We start from the raw sequence: 22,202 nt of genomic DNA, 5'->3' as shown, positions 1-22,202 counted from the left end.
AATAGTATGATTCATTAATACAAAAAACACCCCCGATATTTTAAGAATGAAGTCTATTTATGACCTCAAGCCTAGAATATTGGGGGTGTTTAATTTGTGAGTTGAAGCGTTATTTTATCTCTTAATAATCAATCGTATAACTCAGACCATATGTCGTACCGGTAGCAGGTAGACGGTTCGTATCGCCAAACGTGGTTTGATGATAGACCGTTTGATAGTCTTTATTGAGTAAATTATAAACGCCATAACCCACCCGGCCGACAGGCATGTTTACTTGACCTAACACGTCTAACGTCATATAACCTTTGACTGGTAGTGCACCAGCGTCTGGGTCTTTTTGTTGGTCTTTAAACGCTCTATCATCGCCGCCAATCGCCAACGCTTGCAGGCGGATGTTGCTGCCTTCATCAAAGTTATATTGCGCAAACGCCGTACCTTTGAGCGGCGTCAAGCGCACCGCATCCAGCTCAAGCCAATCGCCGTCTTTCTTATACTGACCACGGGTGTAAGCCACACTACCGCCCACTTGCCAGTGATCGCTGATATCTTGAGTAAGCGATCCCTCTACACCGTAAACTCGCTCGTCAGTATCCACCACTTCTACGGTATAATCCTTGGTAAAACGAACGGTTTTGTCCGAGGTATTATAAAAGGTGCTTACTCTGGCTGACGTATCACCGCGCTTACCTTCCCAGCCCAAATCATAGTTGTTGATTGAGATGGGCTGCACATTGTCTGAGTTGACCACATAGCCTGCACGCACGTCACGTAAGGCACGTTGTATGTCAGCTGTGGTAAAACCTTGAGAGAAGTTGGCAAATATTTGATCATTTGGTGTCAGCTGATAGCTACTGCCAAGGTTAAATAAGGTTTTGTCATGATCCGTCTTACCCTTTGCTACTTCTCCTGCTTGATAGTCGGTACTAGAGCCATTAAAGTATTCTTCTAACAACTGCTCATAAATGGGGATAAAGGCATCTGTTTTTGATTTGAGTTTTTGATAACGCACGCCCGCACTGGCATGCCATTTATCCGTCATATCTATATCCGCATTGACAAACGCGCCAATCTTATCAATAGTGGTGTCCGGCCCGCCGTTATAGGTCGCACCATTTGCCTTTGAGATCAGACCATTACTGTCCTCGAACTTTTTGAAGTCTTGACCGTGGTAGGTTTGTTCGCTGTTCTCACGCTCAAAATCCGCGCCATAGCTCAATAGTGTTTGTTTGCCAGCAAGCTCTGTCTCAGTCTGCATCGCCGCGCGTAAACCCATCACTTCGATATCGGCTTCTGATTGCATAACGAATTTCGCATCGGCTGCCAGCTTTTTCGCTGTGTCTTTGTCGATGCCGTTTGCTAGCAATACTTCACGGGCTTGTTTGATGGCCGTTTTACCAGAAGGATAAAAACGTCCCTGTTCATCGCGGTAGTAACCCGTAACGCTTAAGTTGGAGCCTGCAACATCGTCATTGTTATAATTGAGATTCACTGAGGTCTTGGTGGTATAAGGCTGATTCTCTATACGAGCACCATCGATTGCTTTTAATGATGGCGGCGTACCAAGTAATAATACTCCTAACTCTTTACCATAATCTGGACCGTAATCAGTATCTTGCTCATCGTTATAATAAGTCACCGCAAGGTTTATGCTTTGGCTGTCATCGATGTCCATTCCTAAGTTGGCATTGACACTTAATGACTCGGTATCTTGCTGATCGGTTTGATTGACGTCTGGACCGATACGATCGCCATGGCTATCAAACTTACCGCCTTTGCTGGCGTAATCTACATCTAGACGACCGTAGACACGCTCGCCGCCATAACCCAAGCTCTGACCAACGTGATAACCCAATGACTCTGATTTAAACTCACGGCTACTGTCGATACCTAGTCGAGTTTGACCAGTAAAACCCTCACCTGCTGCCGACTTCGTAACCAGATTGATAAGACCACCAGCTGCGCCAGCGCCATAGATACTGGTCGCACCAGAGAGCACCTCTACTCGCTCAAGCTGCGCTGGATCAATGCTGTTTAGCTCTCGTGATAAACTGCGTGATCCTGATAACGGCACACCATTAAGCAAGTACTGCACTGGGCGGCCACGCATGGTCGTGCCATAGTTACTGGTCGATCCGCTGCTAGCGCCCAAACTCGGAATCAGTTGTGCCAATATATCGCCTGTGGTACGGTTGCCTGTGGCCTGTGCTTGAATATCTTCTTCACCAATCACTTGTGTGACTGCTGGCATCTCACTGATTTTTTGTGCCAGCGCCGTACCCGTCTTGGCACGCGCCGTGACCGTAATGGTATCCAAGGTGACACTTGGTGTATCACTAGCTGCCGAGGTTGCAGTAGCTTCTAATGTTGAAGGCGTGGCGTCGGTTTGCGCATATAACTGCTGGCTGATGCATAGTGTAAGAAGAGAGAGGGCAACTTGATGATGGCTTTTCATTGTCATTTCACTTATTGGAATAGAGGTTGGCTGAATAATAAAAAATTAAAAGATGTTTAGCTTGTCATACTGAATGTACTAAGTTTGTGAACGAACAGATTGTAAATGATAATCGTTCACATTTCCATGATTATTTACAAAATTCGACACTCGTTTTTATAGTAGGAATCAGCTTAGTGAACATAGCATTAACGCTAAATAAAACTTTCAAGCCTTTTCTCTTATCCAGTTCTAGTTACTACTTAAACAGCAAATCCAATTGATCATTCTGATAAGCCTCAAAAAACAACTGGAACTTGGTCTCGTCTTGCTGATGCTTTGTCTGGCAGTTTGGCAATAACTCCTGCGCCATATCTGGTGGCAATACAAATACCCCATCATTATCCATAATGGCGATGTCGCCTGAGCGAATAAGCGTAGTCTGTGCGCCAAAACGGTAACTGATATTAGCTGCCAATATGCCATGCGTTTGCTCACTCTTAAAGGTAGTGATCGCGCTTATGCCTTGCGCAAATACAGGAAAGTCCAGTTGCTGAATCTGTAGCGAATCAGTCACTTGTCCAATGACGATAACGCCAGCGAGCTTTTCATAAATAGCAGCGCAAGTACGTAACGCGCCCCAACAGGCTTTGATCCCGAGCACTTGCGCGTCGATACACAAGATGTCATTTGGCTGCGCCTGAATCAATGCCTGATTGATCACCTCAGTATTGTCAGAGTTTAAGCGCACCGTTATCACCTTTCCCACTATGGTATGCGCACAAGGAAATAGCGCTTTGATGTCTGGCAAATAACCCACTTCAGTCAGATGACCAATCGTCGAGGTGGCCAGTTGTTTATAGCCTTCTATAAGTGCATGAGTATCAATTTTGTCCATCTTATTCTCACCTTACTGCCATTTGTGCCATTGCAGACAAAGACTTCAAAAAATCCATTCCAATAGCACTTATTAACAGCACTTACTCTTTTTAAATTGAATTGGATTTAACAGTCGCTTAGCTGTTTTTTATTATAAAAAAAGGATTGGTCGTCACACTCTCGCCTGCTGGCATACTGCCGTGTGGATCGTCGCCGCGCTCAATGACGGGCAAGAGCAACGTTTTGTGTGGATAGAACTCAGTGGTTAGTAGCTGCTCGCGGAGAATCTCATATTGATCGGCATCAAAGTCAATATCCGTCAATGCGCTATCGATACTGTTCATCGCCTCACACCACAGCACTGCTTCATCAATCTCATAATGCTCTGACAGCGCTTCAATGATGGCGCGAATATTGACCAATATACCCAAAGACTGAAGATAAAATATCAGTGCTTGCGGAGTCTCACGGTATAAGCGATTTTTAAAATTGGGCGGGCTTAAATACTCAGGATCTGCTATCTGATGACGCGTAAGCCACGGCAAGTGAATGCGTAACGAATCATGATCACGTAGTAGCAAACTGGTAAAACGATGGTCTTTTACCACCATTACGATATTTTGTCCGTGCATTTCAGGAGCAAGGCCTAAGCGTAGGCAGCGCAGCATCGTACCCAAAAACACCTCACAGAGGTTTTTGAAACAATCAATAGCCGCGCGTTTTATGTGAACTGTTTGCGTCGTAGGCGATTTTGCTTGAATGATCTCATCAAAGATATGATGACTGACGCCTTCTTTATAAACCAACATTCCTAGACTGGCCATGGGCAACAAACGTATTTGCTCATCGCACAAATCGGTTGGTAGACTCCTGAGCATGGCGCCTAAGTGCGTGGGTTTTTCTTGATAAAACCCCGGATTGGTGGCGCTTTTGTCTTGCAGATGGGCGGGCGACATATAGCCCCACCAAAGATGCTCATCCCATAGCCGCAGCTGCGCTGACAATACGTCATCGATCTGTCTTGCCTGTATCAAAATCGCTTGGTTTTTTTCACCATTAATCAGCTTAAGTGCTGGCAAATACCGTTTGGAATTTAAGGCATACACCCCCATCGGTAGCTTGATACTATGCGGCGTATCGGCACTCAATAACATACTGCGCATGGAAGCGCTGGCATAAGTCATTGGGCTATCAAAGGGTAATTTGACTACCGTACCATTGGCAAAATCATCGGCATAACTATTATCCGCATTGTTGTTATCAAGTAATTGAGTCAACTGCCAAGGATGGACAGGTATTGCTACATGAGTATCAGTCAGATTTTTGTCTTCTAGTATCTGTCGCAATCGCTGCTGCTGCGGTTTGTCTAATAAATACGCTGCTGGATTTTGTCGGTTGATATCCTCTACTTGATCCGCCACCATAAGATGGCTTTTGGCAATTGCTACCCACACCAGCGCAATGGGCTGATTAAACTCTGCCATATAGCGCTGATACTCTGCTGCCGTAAATCCCAGCTTGCCCTTTGCCAGCGGATGAAAAGGACGATCCATCAACGATGCCCATTGCTCGGCGGCAATTAAGGTTTGATACCAATGCGGCTGACTATAGACGGTAGTGGTGATATCGGCATGAGCGGATTGCTGCTTGGCAACTAAGGACGCTTGCAAGCTTTCTTTTAATTTGACAATACCTGTTGTACTCAGCGCCGAGTGATCCATGGCAGACAGTAAAATATCTAGTAGCGTCTCTACTGCCTCTAACGGTTGTAACCAATCGCTGATAGAGTTGTCTAAATTTGATAGATTATACAAAACCGGCAAGCAAGGTTTATAAAGTCGCCACGGTGCGGTATATCCCGACTCCACTAGTAACAACAATCGGCTGTCGCTGCTGATTTCAATCACCAGCAATGGGTTGTCTTGAGTAAAAAATGGTTGATACACGCTCGGTAGCGACGCGACAGCCTGTAGTAAATTTTGCTCTGCTAGATAATTAGACGTCGTTGTCAACTCAACGCGATGTTCCTCTAGCCATTGCTCAAGTAAAGCGCACTCGATCAAATACGTTATCATTGATCTTTGTATTGCTACAATATCAGGCTGGCTTTCTGAATGACTGATTTGGACTGGAAATAAAGTAGGTACTGCGTCTATATTTAACAACGTATTTGCGTTTAGCACCGCGTCGGTATTTAATATCCTGATTGTATTTAACATGATATCTGTACTCGGCTTTTGGCTAATGGGTTATTAATATATTTGATCGGAAACACCTGATCGCCGAACAGTCGGCGCTTAGCCAAAGACTCAATACGCGTTTGCTTGGCGAAGACATCAAATAACTCAAACCTCGCGTGATGCTCTGGATGACGGGTTTGATACTCTGTCACACAGTCAGCAACCTGTTGCCAAAATGTTGCCTCAGGATAGTCGTAATGGGTCTGCATAAAAATAGCAATGTCTGCAAATGCCACAAAAAACAAGCACGCCACCGTCATATCACGGATGCCATCGGTGTCATCTGTTTCAATAAATGAGCCACGATTTAGCGCCGCGTGGGCAGCTGGCAAGCTATGAAAACTCGGAATCAAGTCTTGGCGCGTCAAATGCTTTGGCGAATAGCGAACCCCGTCATGCAAATCTTTTAGCAATATTTTTACGGGAAAGCCGTCTTCATGTACCAATATGATATTTTGTGCATGACACTCTAAAGCAATACCGTGACCGAATAAGAGGTGCAATATCGGAGCGACGGTTACTTTGATAAGCTCAGCAGTCCAATCCTCCACGCTATATTTATTAAGCCAAGGGTCAATGAGCGTAGAGCCGTCCGTATTGATATAACTGACGCCATTTAACGGAAAGGCTTTTTGGTTTGTCGATAAATACTGGCTCACATTTTCACGCCAAATTGCGCCAAGCCCGCCATAAATGTCTGGATGTTGATAGCCACGCTTTTGTAGCGCTTCATGATCCAAGCTGATACCTACCGTTTCGCCCAAAAATGCAATTTGTAACGCTTGTGCCGTTTCGTCCTCTGCTACCAACTGATTGAGCCACGTGGTCACAACAGCGGCATTCATAACGGTATGTTTGGCCAATATACGGGTGCTTGAGGTATTAATCAGATGCATACTAAGCTTTAAATAGGCTTTGTCTGCTTGCAGCGTTGATAAAGAGCGAATGGACTGCTGAGCGCGGTATTGGTTACCCGTACTGCCTAAATAAATCACTTCCTGCGTGTCAATAAGCGGCTGCAACGCAAGGATTAGAGTATTTTGCCATTGCCAAGGATGCGCTGGTATCAAACCATAAGCATTGGCGTCCTCATCTTCGTTTGCCTCACTTTTATCATTTGTCGTCGCAAGAATACGTTTTAGCTTGTCATTTAACGTGGCAAAATTATCCGCATCTATATAGTCTTTAATCCATTCGTTAAGCGTGGTAACAGAAGTAGTGTTAAAAGCCGTATTGCTAACCAGCATCTCCTTTTTAACCGCCAGCCAAACCACCTCAATATTTTGGTCAAACTCCGGTCCATAGTCATAATTGTCCTGTAAATCAAAGCCGATCCGAGACTTAAAACAGGGATGATACGGGTGACCCGCCATCAAATAGCCCTCGAGCTGCTCGTAAGTGAGCACATCAATCGGCGCTGGTGCGTTTGGTGTTGGTACGTTCGGCATTGATAAGTTGGGTGACAGCCGCTGGGCTTGGGTCTCGTTTACCAAAGTATGACGCAGCTCTTTGACAAAGCCGTCTTTTAAAGAAGCGTCGGCTATATTTAACAAAATATCGCTAATGACATGCTCAAGTATGGCATCGCAAGCGTTACCATCAACGACTCGCTGGACGTTAAGATCATTAAAACGAATAATATCGAAGCTATAATGAATATAGCCTTGAGCGCGGTAATTGATATCGCGGTAATTGACATTATCAGTGGCTTTTATCGTAAAGTTTAAGAGCGCCTTGTCATTACTAGAGTCTGCACTCGCGTACTCAAACTCAATGATGTTTTCATACAGTAGCGCTTGTAACAGCTGCTTGATGACCCGCTGTTCTGCACGCTGCCTAACCCGATGGTCAATCGGCGCTTGCCACGGTTTGGTAACATCCATATCTACAGGGCTCGTGCTCTGTTCTACTTTATGATTGTGCATATATAAATTTCCTATCTAAAAACAAAAAAGTGAATGACTAAATCAACCAAGCCTTTAAAGAGAATGAGAATTAATTACATTAGTAAATTAAAATAATCCCTTATACGGGTTTGTTTACGGATTCATACCGTCAAAATACGGCTACATTACTTATGCCGTTTTTGGTAGTTGCCGCGCTGAAAAAACCGTCAAAAATAACATCACAGCTAACATAACAAAAATCTCTTGGATAGCAGTACTGACGCTCTGATTACTGCCAGCTGCTAATAACTGCGCGCCGCGTCCTGCCACATAGACCGTCACCAACGTGATAAAAATAGTAGAGACAATTCGGCGGCTGATATTGTTGAGCGCTGCACCTTCGGTGACCACTTCTTTGGCCAGACTACTAAAACCGACCGTGGTGGTGGGCAAATACGCCAGTCCCACACCCACACCTTGGATACTCATAATCGCCATCAGCAGCCAAAGCGTTGGCTGATATAAACACAATGCCAGCATTAGCATGGACAGTGCGCTGATTACAATACCCAAAATTCCTATGCTTCTCGCACCGTCCTTATCCACGCGCTTGCCAGCAAAATGCGTGGTGATACTAGACACGAGCGTCGCTGTCATCAAGATAACGCCCGTCCATAACGCGCTTTCGCCCATCACTTCTTGCACCAAAATGGGCAATAGCAATAGGCCTACCATCAGACCCAAAGTCTGAGTAATGCTGATAATCGTACTGTGCAAATACACTTTATTGCTAAACAAACGTACGCTTAATAACGGCTGACTCTGCTGGCTCTCATACGCCCACCAACCCATAAAAGATATCAAGAATATAGCAGCAAGCAGACTGGTCTCAATCACACTCGCAAGACTGCTATAAAAATCTGTTTTGAGCTTGCTAAGCCATGTCATCAGCGCTAATAGCCAAACGAGTAAGCTGACAAAACCTATGACATCAAAGGATTTACTTACCTTGTGCGCGCGCACATCTGGTAATAATGTCCACACCATAACCATGACCAACGCACTCAGCGGCAGAGTAGCCGCAAACAATGTCCACCATGCAAATTGCTCTACTAAATAAGCCCCTATCAGCGGGCCGAACGCCAGTGACATCATGATAACGATGCCCCATAGCGCCATCACTCTGCCATGTCTGTGCTGCGGATAAATCTGATAAAGCATGCCAATAGACAAAGGGATAATGAGACCGCCGCTAAAGCCTTGTACAGCACGCGCCACAATCACCATTGTCATGGATGGCGCTAGCATACCAATCACCGAACCCAGCATAAACCCTAGGATAGCGGTCGAATACACTGGCCTAAAATCAAACCTTTTATTCAAATAACCGCTGAGCATCAACCCCACGCTCATAGACAGTATGTAAGCGTTCAACACCCAGCCGCCCATCACAATATCGACTGCGAACACCGACATAAAGACGGGAATAGCAGGGTTAAGGGCGCTATTACTAAAGCTGACCACCGTACCGCCGAGCAGCAGCGTCAACAGTACCTGACGCACTTGCTTTTCTGTCAGTCCGTGACTGCTATCTGTTGGGCGTATCATTTAAATCATCGCTCCATCATGGCATGACCAATCCTGCCGTGCCGCCAAACGGCATGGAACGTGGTAGATAAAGCCGACGCCAGAAAGTCTGTTCATTGAGCAACAGCACCATAAAATTTGAGATAGCTACTCGATTCAAAAAATTCATCACGATTACAAAAATAAAGCGATGCCTTTTTTTCAGGCATATCGATCAATCGTTGTAAGTGATAGGCAAAACCATCAGCCACCCATTTATACGCCTCAACCTTACTATCAGGCTCTCCTACTATTTTTTTGGCATCAGTATGCTCAAAGATAAACTTATTGAGCATCATTATTATTGGCTTGAGATACCCTTTGCCAACGACGGCAGTATCACCCAATAACAGATGCCAGCCCATGTCATTTTCTTTGGCTTTGTAGTAGTAAGACAAACGATCGCGAGCGGCTTCATAAATCTCTGCATAGCCGATAGGCACACCCTCACAAAGTACGATGTAGAGACGCTGATGGTCATCGGCCAGCATTTTTTCAAAATGTACTCGCAGCTGCGGCATCGGCAGATGTAGCTGCCACTGCTCGACCACATGCTCAGCGTGCATCCATTGATAGAGCATTGGCATGTCTTCAGGATATTTGACCGCTCGTAGTCCAAACTTTTTTTGATAAGCGTCTACGGCAAAGATATCTGGCAGATTTTGCGTGATGGTTGGCATTGATAGCTCCTTATTTTATGTGATTTATTTTGTATTAGGGCGTGTTGATACTACGATGACGCCCCAAATGTTTGAAAAACTTGTAAAGCCTCCGTGTCATAAATCGCTGTCCCCGTTAATTGATTGATGATCTGTCCTGCTCTATAAGCGCCTAAGCCTAAGTCAGGCGTACCAACACCATGAGTATGAATTTCTTGATTTTGCACAAACACTTTACCGCGATTGCCAGCTTGGTTCTTATAAACCAACGCATAATTTCGATCAATCTTTGGTTGCGCAAAGTCATCGTATTCCATAGAGTGCAGCAACGTGTTTAGGCAGGAAGGCAGTGCATGACGGTAGCCCGTCCCAGCGATCACACAGTCATAATCCGCCGTAAACGTCTGCTGTTGCTCACACTGCTCAAACGTTATCTTCAAAGTGTCATCTGACAAAGCATCATCAAATGTTGCCTCGACCACTGCACAATTGGACAGCAGCGTCGTGTGCAGATCTTGGTTGCTGATACTGCGCTCATAAAGCTTATGATAAATATCGCGTATGGTCTCAAACCCCATGCCTTTGTAGAGCAAGTCTTGCTTGGGTGCGACTTTTGCTTTGGTAGCGCCGTCCAACTGATAAAAATAATCGGTATAAGCGGGGCTAAAATGCTCTAAGCCTAAAGGTGAGTATTCCATGGGGAAAAAACCCGCCGAACGGGTCATCCAGTCCAATTGGAACGTTGGTTCATCGTTGCTATCAAGTTGTTGATCAAACAACGCGCGATATACTTCAGCCGATGATTGACCAGAGCCTAATACCACTATTTTAGTCAGCCTATCTTCTCCATCATCTGCCTGTCCCTTTTTTGCTTGAATCGCTTCAAGATCAAAATTATTGGCAAAATTCGCAGTATGCATACAGCGTTCGGGGGCTTGATTGGCAATCTTTTGCAGCGAAGGTGGCAGTGTTGGCTGCGTACCTGTTCCTATCACTAGATTTTTAGCGTAGTACGTTTTTCGCATGCCTTGTTCTTGGACAGTAACGACAAATCCTAGACGTTCGTCAGTATTAGCGCCATCACTATTTTCGTTAAACGCCACATCCACCACTTGTGCGTCAAACGCTAAGTTCTCCAGCTGCTCTGCGACCCATTGGCAATAATGATTGTACTCTTTACGATAAATCTTAAAGTCTTCTAAAAAATAAAATTTCAGCAATCGATGCTGCGTATGCAAATAGTTTAAAAATGAATAGGGACTGGTCGGATCTATCAATGTTACCAAATCTGCCATAAAGGGCACTTGCAACGTGGTGTGCGGTAAAATCATACCTTTGTGCCAATTAAATCCAGCTTTTTGCTCAAAGAATTTGGCATTGATGTCTGTTTTTTCCAGCAATGCCGCCAGACTAAGATTGAATGGCCCTAAACCAATACCGATAAGATCTAACACATTGATTCCTTACTTGTTTAGAATGATTATTCACATGTCGATTTTATTTTGAGCGATATTTTGAGCGATAGTCAGATCAATATAAAAGTCAGTCAGCAGGACTGGCATAAATTTTACAAAGCCTCTGTCGCCATAGGTACAGCAAGCGAGAAAAATTTATGGCAGTTCTGCATGCTAACGACCTGTTTCTGCTTCATTTAGCATCGACGATACCTACCCTAGGCGCTCATAGGATTGGGAATGTCCACATAGATAGATTGGGTTTCAACAGGGGCTACAAGCTCATCTAATGCATGAAGTCTGGTAAGCAGATTGCCTTTGAATGGCAATGTCGGACTACGCAGCAACAGAGCGATTAGAGAGCGGTGCGGATATTGGGTTTCTAAAATCATCAGACAGTCTCGGAACGTCGCTAGTAACGCAGCTTCACTGACAAGCTGGGTGCGCGCAATCGCGGTAATAAGACCAAAGATCGTATTACCCACTAAATAGTAAGCAATACGTGAGTCAGCAAAATCTTCTGGAATGACGCACTCTGCTTCACTGATCAACTCCGGATAAGCATCAACAAGCGGCTTGGCATATTCAGCAATATAGCCAAAGCTTTGATTGTCCCTCGCCCAAAATTTTGCAGGATAGCCGTCTTTTAGCTCTATCAGACTGTTTTGTTGATGAACCTCAAACGCAAGCCCATGCTTATAATACATATGCATCAGCGGTATAAAACCGACTTGTAAATAGGTATCAAACCATTTGCCAGCAATGTCCTCCAAAGGCTCATTGGTGCGCTCGTGAATTGACTGAAATAAAGAGGCCAAGCGGTTGGTGAGACGAGTTGGATGATCTTGACTTAGGCTGGCAAGATTGGTGACTTGCATCGATTCGGTAAAAGGATTGTCGCGTAAGATACAAATGGTCTCATCGATGATCTTACCGCCTATCGACAAGGCAATCCAAGCAGGATCATTCAATACGGCAATCGTGCTGTACTCCGTGCCCAACTGTTTACCATAATCGCTACGCCATATCCGGCAAGCGTGCATACCGCGCTTACATTCCTTTGGCAAATTGATACGCACAGAGTTGGTAATCGCCACAGATAGCGACAATTTAAACATCCAAGGCGCATCAAATGCCGCCAGTGTGCGCACCGAAGTTGTCGGGCGCAAATACCAACCAAGCGCGCCCAAATCAACCAATTCTCCTTTCTCAATCAACTGCTGATACCACGCTTGCTGCTGCAAAAACGTCGCTTGCCACGGATGCAGTGGCAACAGTTTATAATCAGGATGTTGTGCGATGCGTTGTTGTTGATAATGACTCATATCAGACAACAGCTTTGATTTAAGCTCGGCGGTGATACTATCGCCATCCACAAATTCTTCGACAATGTGGTCAGGATGCACGAGCCAATAACGCAGCTGTGTTTTGCTGCTGGTTTCGGGCGCATATTTCGCCCACTCCGCACCATAAAAGCCCGCTCGACCTTTTGGAGTGGGATGCATGGCATGACCATAAATCAGGCTTTGCTCGGCTTGAATAAAATTCTGTTTGGCATCAATAATGTCATCAATCTCATCGTTACGATGCTCTAAAATAATCTGCAATCCTTCATAACTCTCGAGCCAGCGCTTGAGTACGCCATTGCCATCAAGCGTCACCTCATCTTTATGCTGATGTACGATATCTTCGATAATCAAAGCAGCGAGGCTCACAGCCGAAGGTTTTAGCCAGTGGCGTTCTGATTGAGCGTCATTTAACGAAGCCGAATTCAATAAAGAAGGCGTATCAGCGAAACGGTGCTGACCCAATTGGCTAACCCTATCAATGGGCACCGCCATCACAGTGTCATGCGGCGCTAGGGTCAATACCAAAATAGGTTTGTCTTGCGAGATTTGTTTTTGGAGCGCATCCTGCTCTTCTACCATTACAATCTTGCCACGCCCTGTCTCATAACTGTAGGCGTTCACTAAGTTTTGTAGGGTTAAACGATCCAGCGTTTTATGTTGCATCATTGTGTTTTCCTTCAGAAATATGGAGTCGGTTAAAGCCAGCAAGAGCCACTTGTTCAATGATGGTATTGATGTCACTGACTTGGGTATTAGGATTTAAAATGGTAAATTTCAGACAAAGCTGCTGCTCGAATTGAGTGGTGGCCACATTCGCAATATTATTGATTAATAAATCTTGGGCAATTTGGCGATTCAACTGGGACAGCTGCTGGCTCGATAACGCTTGATTTTGTGGCTTGAAGTAAAACAAGACGCTGCTAATAATAGGCTGATGCACCAACACAAAATCGGCATGGGCGTCAATCAATCGCGCCGCTTGTCTGGCCGTATCAAGACAGGTATCAATCAATGCGCCATAGTCGTCCGTACCTAATAAATCAAGCGCCATCCAAAGCTTTAGTGCGTCAAACCTGCGAGTAGTCTGTAGCGAATAAGTGACCAAATTCGGGATATTGTCTTTTTCATCGTCAGAAGAGTTTAGGTACTCACTATGATGGCGAATGCTCTCAAAGTCTTGCTGATCGCGTAATAAAAAAGCGCCACAGCTGATGGGCAAAAAGAAATGCTTGTGGAAATCTAAGGTAATTGAGTCGGCTTCATGAATGCCATCAATCAAATGGCGATAGCGTTGCGACAGTAGCAAGGCCCCGCCCCATGCCGCATCTACATGTAACCATATCTGGGCGTTGCGACACATCTTGACGATGTCCGTTAAAGGATCAATAGCGCCCAAATCGGTAGTGCCAGCCGTGGCTACCACCGCCATTACATTGTCTACCCCAATCTTATTTATCTTATGCTGGAGATCGGATAAGAGCATAGCGCCACTCGAATCGGTCGCTACCTTTTCAACGCACTGTACGCCAAGCCCTAAGAGCGCCGCGTTTTTTTCGATAGAAAAGTGTGCTTGGTCTGAGCACAGAATCGTACCGCGGCGCTGACCCATCAAGCCTTCTTTTTGTACATCGACGCCTTGGGCTTCATAGAACTTGTTGCGAGCCAGTAGCAACCCCATAAGATTGCTCTGTGTACCGCCACTGGTAAACACGCCGCCTGCCTTGCGCTTATACTGACGATTAATTTGAGCGTCCGTTTGGGACTCAAAACTGGTATCAAACTGGCAGAGCTGACACAGCCATTCGATGAGATCTTTTTCGATATAGGTGGCCGCTGGGCTTTGGTTCCAAGAATCCATACTCTGATTGGTCGCTGCAATAATCATCTCGGCGATTTGACCCACCACCAAGGTTGGCGGATGTAAATGTGCCAAACAATGACGATGTGCGGTTGACACACAATTGGGCAAAAACTTGTCTTGTATGTCAGCCAATATGGCTTCGATATCTTGCCCTTTTGCATTAATACTAACAGAGATAGCGTCTTGCACCTGCTGCGGCGTTCCACCTAAATAGACATTGTTGTCATTGAGCCACTCCTTAATGATGACACTCGTTTGCTGCATGTGCGTGAGGTATTGCTCACTGGTTTGCTGATTTAATAAGTACAAAGTATCCTCACCAGTCTATCCTGCGACTATTGTTATAATTTTAAAAACCATACTAGCGATATGACGTGCTACTGATTGGCTTGCAGCGCGCTATCCAATTTTTCTAGTACTTGTTGTAGCTCTTCTTTTGTCACATTGAGTGGTGGTAAGAAGCGCAGCACGGTCCCGCCGCGTCCGCCTTTTTCGATAACCAAGCCGCGCTTAAAACAATCCTGTTGAATGTTTGCAGCCACCACACTGTCCGCAGGATAACTGCCGTCGGTTTGTTTGGGCAGACTCGGGTCTATAATTTCCATACCGATCATCAGTCCTCGACCTCTGATGTGACCAATCCGTGGGTAGCGCTGTTGTAGAGATTTTAACTCTGACATAAACCACGCACCTATCTCAGCGACATAAGCGGCCATGTCGTTCTCTTTTAGATATTCGAGGGTGGCAAGTCCCGTTGCCATGGCCAATTGATTGCCACGAAAAGTGCCAGAGTGATTGCCCGCTTGCCATGCATCATATTGTTTTTTGATACCCAATACTGCCATTGGTAAGCCGCCGCCGATGGCTTTTGACATAACAATCATATCGGGATCAATATCCGCGTATTGATAGGCAAACCAGCGTCCGGTACGGCAAAAGCCTGTTTGTACCTCATCGATGATTAACAAGATATCCAGCTCTTTGGTCACGCGGCGCACCTGTTTTAACCATTCTATTGGCGCAGGATTGACCCCGCCCTCTCCCTGAATGACTTCTAAAATAACCGCCGCTGGTTTGACCACGCCGCTTTCTACGTCTTTTAAAAAGTTCTCAAAGTAAGTGATGTGCGCGCTGACGCTTTGCTCGTTAGACAGACCAAAAGCGCAGCGATAAGCATTGGGATAAGGTAAGAACTGCACCGGACTCATCAGACCTTCGATGCCTTGCTTGGGCGCAAGGTTTCCAGTCACCGCAAGCGCGCCATGAGTCATACCATGATAACCACCGCTGAAGCTGACAATACCTGAGCGCCCAGTCACTTGTTTTGCCAGTTTGAGAGCCGCTTCTACCGCATCAGCACCCGTTGGCCCACAAAACTGTAAGCAATACTCATCGCTACTAGTACCCAAAAGCGTATATAAAAATTCACTGAATTTGTCTTTTAATGGCGTGGTAATGTCTAAGGTGTGCATTGGCAGATTACTGTCCAAGAGCTGTTTAATGCTCTCAGTGACCACAGGATGGTTGTGTCCAAGCGCTAGCGTTCCTGCACCCGATAGACAATCGATATATCTATTCTCTTCTACATCGGTAATCCAAGCGCCTGTTGCTGATTGAATCGCAAACGGCAATTTGCGCGGGTAACTGCGAACCTTGGATTCAAAATTCGCTTGACGATGTAAATAGCATTCGTTATCAGTTTTTTCATCTAAAAAGGACATATACATAGTATCGAACCTTATTCGCTATTCTTCAAAAACACTCAGACTTGGCTTTTAAAGAAAGTGTGGAGAAATAGTCGGCTTAATTTAAAAAATATAGTATGGCTTCACTATAAGGGCGGTCAAACATTGAATGATAATATAAATGATAATCATTATCGTTTATGTGACGTATTATTGACGACCTATGCACTGCTGTCAACCTCATTTGTTTATTTTTTGACAAGTTTTTTTAAGTGAATGGCTCGATTAATTTTGAATAAACGAGCACAGAAAACCAGTGAAAAATACGCGAAAGTACTTATCACTGGTTCTACCTATTTACCCACAAAAAGCTATCGATTGATAGCAACTGGCACTTTGCGAATCAACCACAAGAAATACGTGCCGCCAATAATGGCCGCAATCGTGCCAGCAGGTAGCTCATAAGGGAAAATGACATAGCGCCCAATCCAATCTGCCAGCACCATAACGCCTGCGCCCAGTAAAGCCGCTAAAGGCAATTGGCGCTCAAGCCTAACTGCCCCAAGTGAGGTTGCCAAATGCGGCACCATCAAGCCAATAAAACTCAGCGGTCCCACCGCAAGCGTACTGGCGGTGCTAAGCGCCGCCACCAATGCTAGGAGTGCAATCGTCACAGGCGTCACTGACACGCCCAAATTACGAGCGACCTCTGTCCCCAAACCAAGAACGCGCAGAGGTCTGATCAGCAATAGACTGAGTACAAATAAGACAAGCGCAATGCCCATCAGATACCATACAGTACTGGGCTGAGCACTATAAGTCGTCCCTGATAGCCAACTGAGCATCGCTTCTAGACGCGGGTCACCAGAGAGCTTGACCATATGCATCACGCCATCCATCATGGCAGCAATACCGATACCGACCAGTAATAGATAGCCTGAGCTTACCCTACGCGCTAGCCAAACAATTAACAAAAGCACTGCTATAGCGCCAGACAATCCTGACAGCAGCAATGTACCTGATCCGGCGGACAACCCCAAACTTGGTAGCAATAAAAACCCTAAGATGACCCCAAGTGCCGCTCCCGAGCTCACCCCCAAAACCTCAGGACTTGCCATCGGATTGCGCGTGAGGGTCTGTAATAGGACGCCAGCGACAGCCAGCATAAGACCCGTTGCGGCCGCACTCAAACTGCGAGGCAGTCGATACTGCTGGGTAATCGCCCAATCCGTGCTAAGACTCCAACCACTGACATCTTGGACAAATAGGCCAGCGATAATAATCATGACAAGTACGCCAATGCCCCAGTGCCAAAACGCGACAGGCGTATGCTGACCCGTCACCATTGGCGTCACAGTCTCTATCCGCTCACGGCGCTGGCGCAAAATTAACCAAATAATGAGTGGCGCTCCCAGAATACCCGTCATCGCCCCTGCTGGTATTTGCATACTCAATATCGGCTCAAGCAATAGAGCCACGTTACTGGTCAGCCATAGCAATAAAGCTCCTAAGCCAAAGGCTGCGGCCAAACGTTTGCGAATGGAAAATATTCCCAGCGCATTGACCAAGCTGGCAGCGCCAAGACCAATGAAGCCAATCAAACCAACTTCACTGACCACCAAAGCTGTCACAATTGCCACGATAAGCACGACCAATGCCCTTATACCATTAATAGGCACACCCAAACGCTTGGCCTGCATATCATCCAAACTCATCAGGGTCAGTGGTTTTAATAGAGGCAGACAGACGATTGTCATTATGACTGTGGTTATCGCTAGCACCATACTGGTATGCCAGCTGTTTTGTGCCAAAAACCCTGCCGCCCATGACAACATACCATTGCTACGCTCAGCGAAAAACAACACCAATACATTGGCAACGGCGGCGAGCAAAATATTCACTACCAAGCCCGCTAATATCAGAATTAGCGGATTGAATCGACTGGGTGCTGACAGTGCAAAAACCAATCCCATACTGATGAGCGCACCGACCAGAGCAACATAAATACCGCCATAAATCGCTAAGCTTGGCAAAAACAACGTCACGATAAGTATGGCCAATTGAGCGCCAACACCCACGCCCAAAGTCGTGTCGGACGCTAGAGGATTTTTGACCAATTGCTGTAGCAAAATACTGACCACACCAAGCAGACCACCTGCGAGCAGAGCCACTATACTGGTCGCTACTAAATGTAGCTGCGTTGCCATACTGGCAATATCCAACTGCATACTCGGGATAAACAAATCGCTAAACGGCCGATTCCATTCCTGATCGATCAGTGTCCAACTGCTCCATACGGACAAAATCACCAATATGATAAGTACGGCCCATAATCGCCATGAAGTAGTGGCAACGGGCGTGTTTTTTGGGAGAAGCGGGTTTGGTAAGTCTGATTGAGGTTGTGACGGTGTCACGTCTGATAACTTATCGGGCGGCAAATTGGTTGATTGAGAAGAAGATGAGCTCATAGCGTTTGCATTAATAGTAGGGTTATTGGCAGTGGTGTTGTGAGCAGTGTTGACAGTATTGGTGCTCATAATGCGGCGCCTCCTTCTAACTCGACAGTGGCTAAGTTATTTGCCAAACCGACTAACGAGGACATACCACCATAAATCCATACTGGTGGCAGCTCACCCACACAGCGATTGTTCCCATAACTTAAGCGCTGCCAAATCAGACTGTCTTCAATTTCAGCCCTAGTTATCGGACTAAGAGGATCTATAATCAATAAGCAAATATCTTCATCCAACTGCGCCAGATCGCCCATTCGTATTGGCACAAAACCAAAGCTATTGCCTTTGCCTAGTGTCACAAGCTCTTTTTGCATTTGAGTCAGCGCTGGTTGGAACAAACTGTTTGCGACATACATGCGCATATTATTGGCATCAGCGAACTGCACTACAGCAAATTTATTGACGTTTGGGTAACGCTGCTGAAGACGCTCACCAGCAAGCTGTATGTCTTTTTGACTTTTTACAATATAGTCTTCAGCGAGTTTAGGCTCATCAATCAGCTTACCCAACTGCCGAGTCGGCTCGCTATAATCGGCCCAAGTCGCGCTCTCCCCTTTAGCAGTAAACATAACAGACTCTGCGGGTACATCACCATACAGATTGCGGGCGTGCTCATAAAAAAAGTTATCCACGACCATATCGACGGGCAACTGTGCTATTAGCTCAGCATTGGGCTGATAGCGGATACCAACATCGACTGTTGAGGCCGGTAATTGCGGTGTGCCTACCCATCTGTCCCATACTCTGATATCGCCAGTAGCAATCGGTGGATAGCCCATAGCCGTTAACGTCGCCGCATTGCCCCAATCAGGAGATGCAATATTGATTCTTGCACTATTAGCGTTATCATTTTTAGTGTTGCCATTTTGGACGTTTTCTTGCTCAGTCACTGGTCGATGACAGGCTGTTAGCACTGTGGTTAATGCCAAAACCGTTATGACAGGTAAGCATGTCATATTAGCGGCAGTAGCAGTTAAGCGATCAATGATGAAGGACTTTACTATCAGGTGAGATAACTTATATTTGTGCAGGACAGAAAACATAACGGTCTATCTTTTAAGAAAGTAGGATGAAATAAATGAGCAAACATAAGTAAAGCCGACTTTTAAGCGATTGTGTCGGACTGACGTGCTATAAAGCCATTGCCAATGTCAATGAGAACGACGTTCCCGTATGACCAACTTACTAAGTATACAATTGCCAATAAAAATGGATTTTACTCGTAAATGATAATAAAAACAATTATCATTAACTTAAATTGTTTTTTCTTCTATTTATTAGTTGCTCACGAGTACGTATATGACCCATTCTATTGCACCTACTATAAGTAAACCTAAACCCCAAACAGACTTGTATACTCTGTTAACTTTCCCTGAGATTGCAGCTGCCATGGCTCATATCAATGAGGAGCATGTCGATGAGCTGCTCGGATTTTTGCAGGCTTTTACGTCTCTAACATCAGATGAGCTGGTTGGGGCAAATGTACAATTGACCGCAGTTTATGCGGAAGCAATCGCCCTACAATTACAGTTTCAAGACACAAAAAAGACGTCTGCTCAGTCTTGTGACCAGACGTTTTTTATCCCACTTGTAGCACCTATCACCCAGATTGATGAGTTAAACACCCAATATATTTTGCTCAAACAAAAAGCGGATAAGAAGCTCGGTAAAAAAACCATCAAACTGACCAAGCAAACCTTTATCGTGCAAGACAGCCACATGGTCAGCAAAAACATGCTGCGTCTTATATTAACCGCCCCTCACTCAAATGCCGCTGGTGAAACCTTAAATAACCATCACCCAAGCTCTGTACCACTGAATGAAGCTGGCTACGCGTATTTGTTCGATTTAGAGCACAACCGCACCGCCTTACAAGGTGGTGATACAAGCGTTGATGACAGTGTCAATGAAAGCATTCAACCTTCACGCGCTCATTGCTATTACACATTAAGAAAAGCGTGGCAAACCTCAGATGGCGTGCAGGCATGGGTTGATGTCTTTTTGCATGGTGATACATCGGGCGGTAATTGGGCGCGTTCATTACAAGCAGGTGATAGCGTGGTGAGTAAACGTGAGTTTCCTGAAAAGGTCGAGCACTTACGTGAGGGTCAAGCATTGCTGATTGCGGATGAGACCTCGATGCCAACTGTTGCGCGCTTGTTGGAGCTTTGGGACAATTCTCAGCCGCCACTAATCCTCTGCGTCACACAAGATGCCGCCGATCAAGCGTATTTTGATGGGGTTAACATACGAACTGACAACATCGATAATAATGGTGTGGCTCAGGGAGCCAACCAATTTACAGTGTTGCCGTTAGTGACGGATCAGGTACATTCAGGACGAGCGTTGGCCGCATTAATCGATCATACATTGGCCGATTATTTAACCACTTATCCCTTACGCATTGACAAGGTGTGGGGTGCCTTAGAAGCACATACAGCCAAAGCACTTCGCGGGCTATTGAAACAAAGACTGAAGTTAGAGCGTGCTGATGCAACTGTGAAAGTTTATTGGCGTAAAGATTAAAGGCTTGATAGTCCTTTAAAGATACATAAAACCGTTTACGCGCAGCTTACCTCGATAGTTGCCTTCAGCGCGCCAAGATTATAGTCTGCAAACTCCCCATGCAAGGTCACCACATCGCCCATAATCAGTAGTGCTGGTGTGGGCAGATTGGCAAACGCTTGTTGTTCTGCGATATCCTTCAACGTGCCAATCAGTACTTGCTGCGTGGGTAAACTGGCATGACTGATAACAGCAAAGGGTGTCTCACTGTCGCGACCTGCCGCAATCAACCCTTTGGTCATCTCATCCAAACGATGTAATCCCATATAAAAAACGACCGTCTCAGTACTTTCAAGCAATTCACTATAGTCATTATTGGGTTCGCCAAGTTTTTTGCAGGCAGTGACAAACTTAACCGATTGAGCGTGATCACGGTGCGTCAGTGGAATACCCGCTCGACTTGCTGCGGCACTGGCGGCTGTGATACCTGGAATCGATTCAAAATAGATGCCATGACGTACCACTTCTTGTAGCTCTTCGCCGCCGCGCCCAAAAATAAAGGGGTCGCCACCTTTGAGTCTGACCACTGTTTTGTTGGCCAATGCATGTTTGACCAAAAGCTCGTTGATACCCTCTTGCGGTAGCGCATGATTGGCACGGCGTTTACCAACAAATATCTTTTCGGCAGTGAGCGCACACATATCCAAAATATCTTCAGACACCAAGCTGTCATACAGCACCACATCGGCGCGTTGCATCACTCTCAATGCTTTTAAAGTTAATAAATCAGGGTCACCAGATCCTGCACCAACCAAATACACAACCCCTTTTTGAGTAGATACGGCAGCGTCCGCACCATTTTGATTCACTAGATCGTATGGAACACGGTTTGAGGCAAAGGCAGATAAATCAGTCATGGTGGGCGCTCCTGATAACACTATAAAAATAATAAAGTAGATAGCTGTAACTATTATTTCTTGACTAGAAAGTAAGTACAGCGCTACTGAGATAAGTTTTGCGCAGCCTCTGTCTGCGCAGGCACAGCAAGCAAGAAAAATTCATCTCAGTAGCGCGTTATAACGTTTGTCTTTACTTAGGACTGACTGTGCAGGTA

At 45.6% G+C, this 22,202-nt stretch carries 14 protein-coding genes; 1 reads left to right on the top strand and 13 read right to left on the bottom strand.

The window, feature by feature from the left end:
* Positions 1 to 121 precede the first annotated feature (121 nt).
* The 12 genes from ACT3TH_RS09760 to ACT3TH_RS09705 form a co-directional block, all read right to left on the bottom strand.
* Complete coding sequence (locus ACT3TH_RS09760) at positions 122 to 2,452, bottom strand: TonB-dependent receptor (RefSeq protein WP_444755656.1); 2,331 nt, start codon at positions 2,450 to 2,452, stop codon at positions 122 to 124.
* A 238-nt stretch (positions 2,453 to 2,690) separates the two neighbouring features.
* Positions 2,691 to 3,329, bottom strand: coding sequence for an RraA family protein (locus ACT3TH_RS09755; protein ID WP_444755655.1), 639 nt, complete (start codon positions 3,327 to 3,329; stop codon positions 2,691 to 2,693).
* A 118-nt stretch (positions 3,330 to 3,447) separates the two neighbouring features.
* Entirely contained in the window at positions 3,448 to 5,529 is a 2,082-nt protein-coding gene (locus ACT3TH_RS09750; protein ID WP_444755654.1) for an IucA/IucC family protein, read from the bottom strand.
* Complete coding sequence (locus ACT3TH_RS09745) at positions 5,523 to 7,475, bottom strand: IucA/IucC family protein (RefSeq protein ID WP_444755653.1); 1,953 nt, start codon at positions 7,473 to 7,475, stop codon at positions 5,523 to 5,525. The genes ACT3TH_RS09750 and ACT3TH_RS09745 overlap by 7 nt, the downstream gene beginning before the upstream one ends.
* A 150-nt stretch (positions 7,476 to 7,625) precedes the next feature.
* The gene (locus ACT3TH_RS09740; RefSeq protein WP_444755652.1) at positions 7,626 to 9,044 is read right to left on the bottom strand and encodes an MFS transporter; all 1,419 of its coding nucleotides are present in this window, start codon (positions 9,042 to 9,044) and stop codon (positions 7,626 to 7,628) included.
* 92 nt (positions 9,045 to 9,136) lie between these two features.
* Entirely contained in the window at positions 9,137 to 9,742 is a 606-nt protein-coding gene (locus ACT3TH_RS09735; protein WP_444755651.1) for a GNAT family N-acetyltransferase, read from the bottom strand.
* A gap of 50 nt (positions 9,743 to 9,792) precedes the next feature.
* The gene (locus tag ACT3TH_RS09730; protein ID WP_444755650.1) at positions 9,793 to 11,175 is read right to left on the bottom strand and encodes a lysine N(6)-hydroxylase/L-ornithine N(5)-oxygenase family protein; all 1,383 of its coding nucleotides are present in this window, start codon (positions 11,173 to 11,175) and stop codon (positions 9,793 to 9,795) included.
* 218 nt (positions 11,176 to 11,393) lie between these two features.
* Entirely contained in the window at positions 11,394 to 13,190 is a 1,797-nt protein-coding gene (locus ACT3TH_RS09725; protein WP_444755649.1) for an IucA/IucC family protein, read from the bottom strand.
* Positions 13,177 to 14,694, bottom strand: coding sequence for a pyridoxal phosphate-dependent decarboxylase family protein (locus ACT3TH_RS09720; protein WP_444755648.1), 1,518 nt, complete (start codon positions 14,692 to 14,694; stop codon positions 13,177 to 13,179). Before ACT3TH_RS09720 ends, ACT3TH_RS09725 begins: the two co-directional genes overlap by 14 nt.
* Before the next feature lie 68 nt (positions 14,695 to 14,762).
* Positions 14,763 to 16,112: a diaminobutyrate--2-oxoglutarate transaminase family protein gene (locus tag ACT3TH_RS09715; RefSeq protein WP_444755647.1), complete on the bottom strand. Its 1,350-nt coding sequence runs from the start codon at positions 16,110 to 16,112 to the stop codon at positions 14,763 to 14,765.
* 329 nt (positions 16,113 to 16,441) lie between these two features.
* Complete coding sequence (gene fhuB / locus ACT3TH_RS09710; RefSeq protein ID WP_444755646.1) at positions 16,442 to 18,607, bottom strand: Fe(3+)-hydroxamate ABC transporter permease FhuB; 2,166 nt, start codon at positions 18,605 to 18,607, stop codon at positions 16,442 to 16,444.
* Positions 18,604 to 19,539, bottom strand: a complete 936-nt coding sequence (locus ACT3TH_RS09705) for an ABC transporter substrate-binding protein (RefSeq protein ID WP_444755645.1) — start codon at positions 19,537 to 19,539, stop codon at positions 18,604 to 18,606. The genes fhuB and ACT3TH_RS09705 overlap by 4 nt, the downstream gene beginning before the upstream one ends.
* A 343-nt stretch (positions 19,540 to 19,882) precedes the next feature.
* Here ACT3TH_RS09705 and ACT3TH_RS09700 point away from each other — a divergent pair, with 343 nt between their 5' ends.
* Positions 19,883 to 21,109, top strand: a complete 1,227-nt coding sequence (locus ACT3TH_RS09700; protein WP_444755644.1) for an SIP domain-containing protein — start codon at positions 19,883 to 19,885, stop codon at positions 21,107 to 21,109.
* Between the two features lie 35 nt (positions 21,110 to 21,144).
* Here the strand turns inward: ACT3TH_RS09700 and cobA are convergent, their stop codons facing one another.
* The gene (cobA, locus tag ACT3TH_RS09695) at positions 21,145 to 22,005 is read right to left on the bottom strand and encodes a uroporphyrinogen-III C-methyltransferase (protein ID WP_444755643.1); all 861 of its coding nucleotides are present in this window, start codon (positions 22,003 to 22,005) and stop codon (positions 21,145 to 21,147) included.
* Positions 22,006 to 22,202: the final 197 nt, after the last annotated feature.

The sequence above is a fragment of the Psychrobacter sp. AOP22-C1-C5 genome (assembly GCF_052378885.1).
In the GTDB taxonomy this organism is placed as follows: domain Bacteria; phylum Pseudomonadota; class Gammaproteobacteria; order Pseudomonadales; family Moraxellaceae; genus Psychrobacter.
Note: the sequence above shows the minus strand (reverse complement) of the source record. Positions and strands in the feature narration are given on the sequence as shown.

Bases quoted from the DNA above. Each gene is read 5' to 3' on its own strand.
- ACT3TH_RS09750 (WP_444755654.1), bottom strand. From the start codon at position 5,529: ATGTTAAATACAATCAGGATATTAAATACCGACGCGGTGCTAAACGCA.
- ACT3TH_RS09735 (WP_444755651.1), bottom strand. From the start codon at position 9,742: ATGCCAACCATCACGCAAAATCTGCCAGATATCTTTGCCGTAGACGCT.
- ACT3TH_RS09700 (WP_444755644.1), top strand. From the start codon at position 19,883: ATGACCCATTCTATTGCACCTACTATAAGTAAACCTAAACCCCAAACA.
- ACT3TH_RS09705 (WP_444755645.1), bottom strand. From the start codon at position 19,539: ATGACATGCTTACCTGTCATAACGGTTTTGGCATTAACCACAGTGCTA.
- ACT3TH_RS09760 (WP_444755656.1), bottom strand. From the start codon at position 2,452: ATGAAAAGCCATCATCAAGTTGCCCTCTCTCTTCTTACACTATGCATC.
- ACT3TH_RS09715 (WP_444755647.1), bottom strand. From the start codon at position 16,112: ATGTATATGTCCTTTTTAGATGAAAAAACTGATAACGAATGCTATTTA.
- ACT3TH_RS09725 (WP_444755649.1), bottom strand. From the start codon at position 13,190: ATGATGCAACATAAAACGCTGGATCGTTTAACCCTACAAAACTTAGTG.
- fhuB (WP_444755646.1), bottom strand. From the start codon at position 18,607: ATGAGCACCAATACTGTCAACACTGCTCACAACACCACTGCCAATAAC.
- ACT3TH_RS09755 (WP_444755655.1), bottom strand. From the start codon at position 3,329: ATGGACAAAATTGATACTCATGCACTTATAGAAGGCTATAAACAACTG.
- ACT3TH_RS09745 (WP_444755653.1), bottom strand. From the start codon at position 7,475: ATGCACAATCATAAAGTAGAACAGAGCACGAGCCCTGTAGATATGGAT.
- cobA (WP_444755643.1), bottom strand. From the start codon at position 22,005: ATGACTGATTTATCTGCCTTTGCCTCAAACCGTGTTCCATACGATCTA.
- ACT3TH_RS09740 (WP_444755652.1), bottom strand. From the start codon at position 9,044: ATGATACGCCCAACAGATAGCAGTCACGGACTGACAGAAAAGCAAGTG.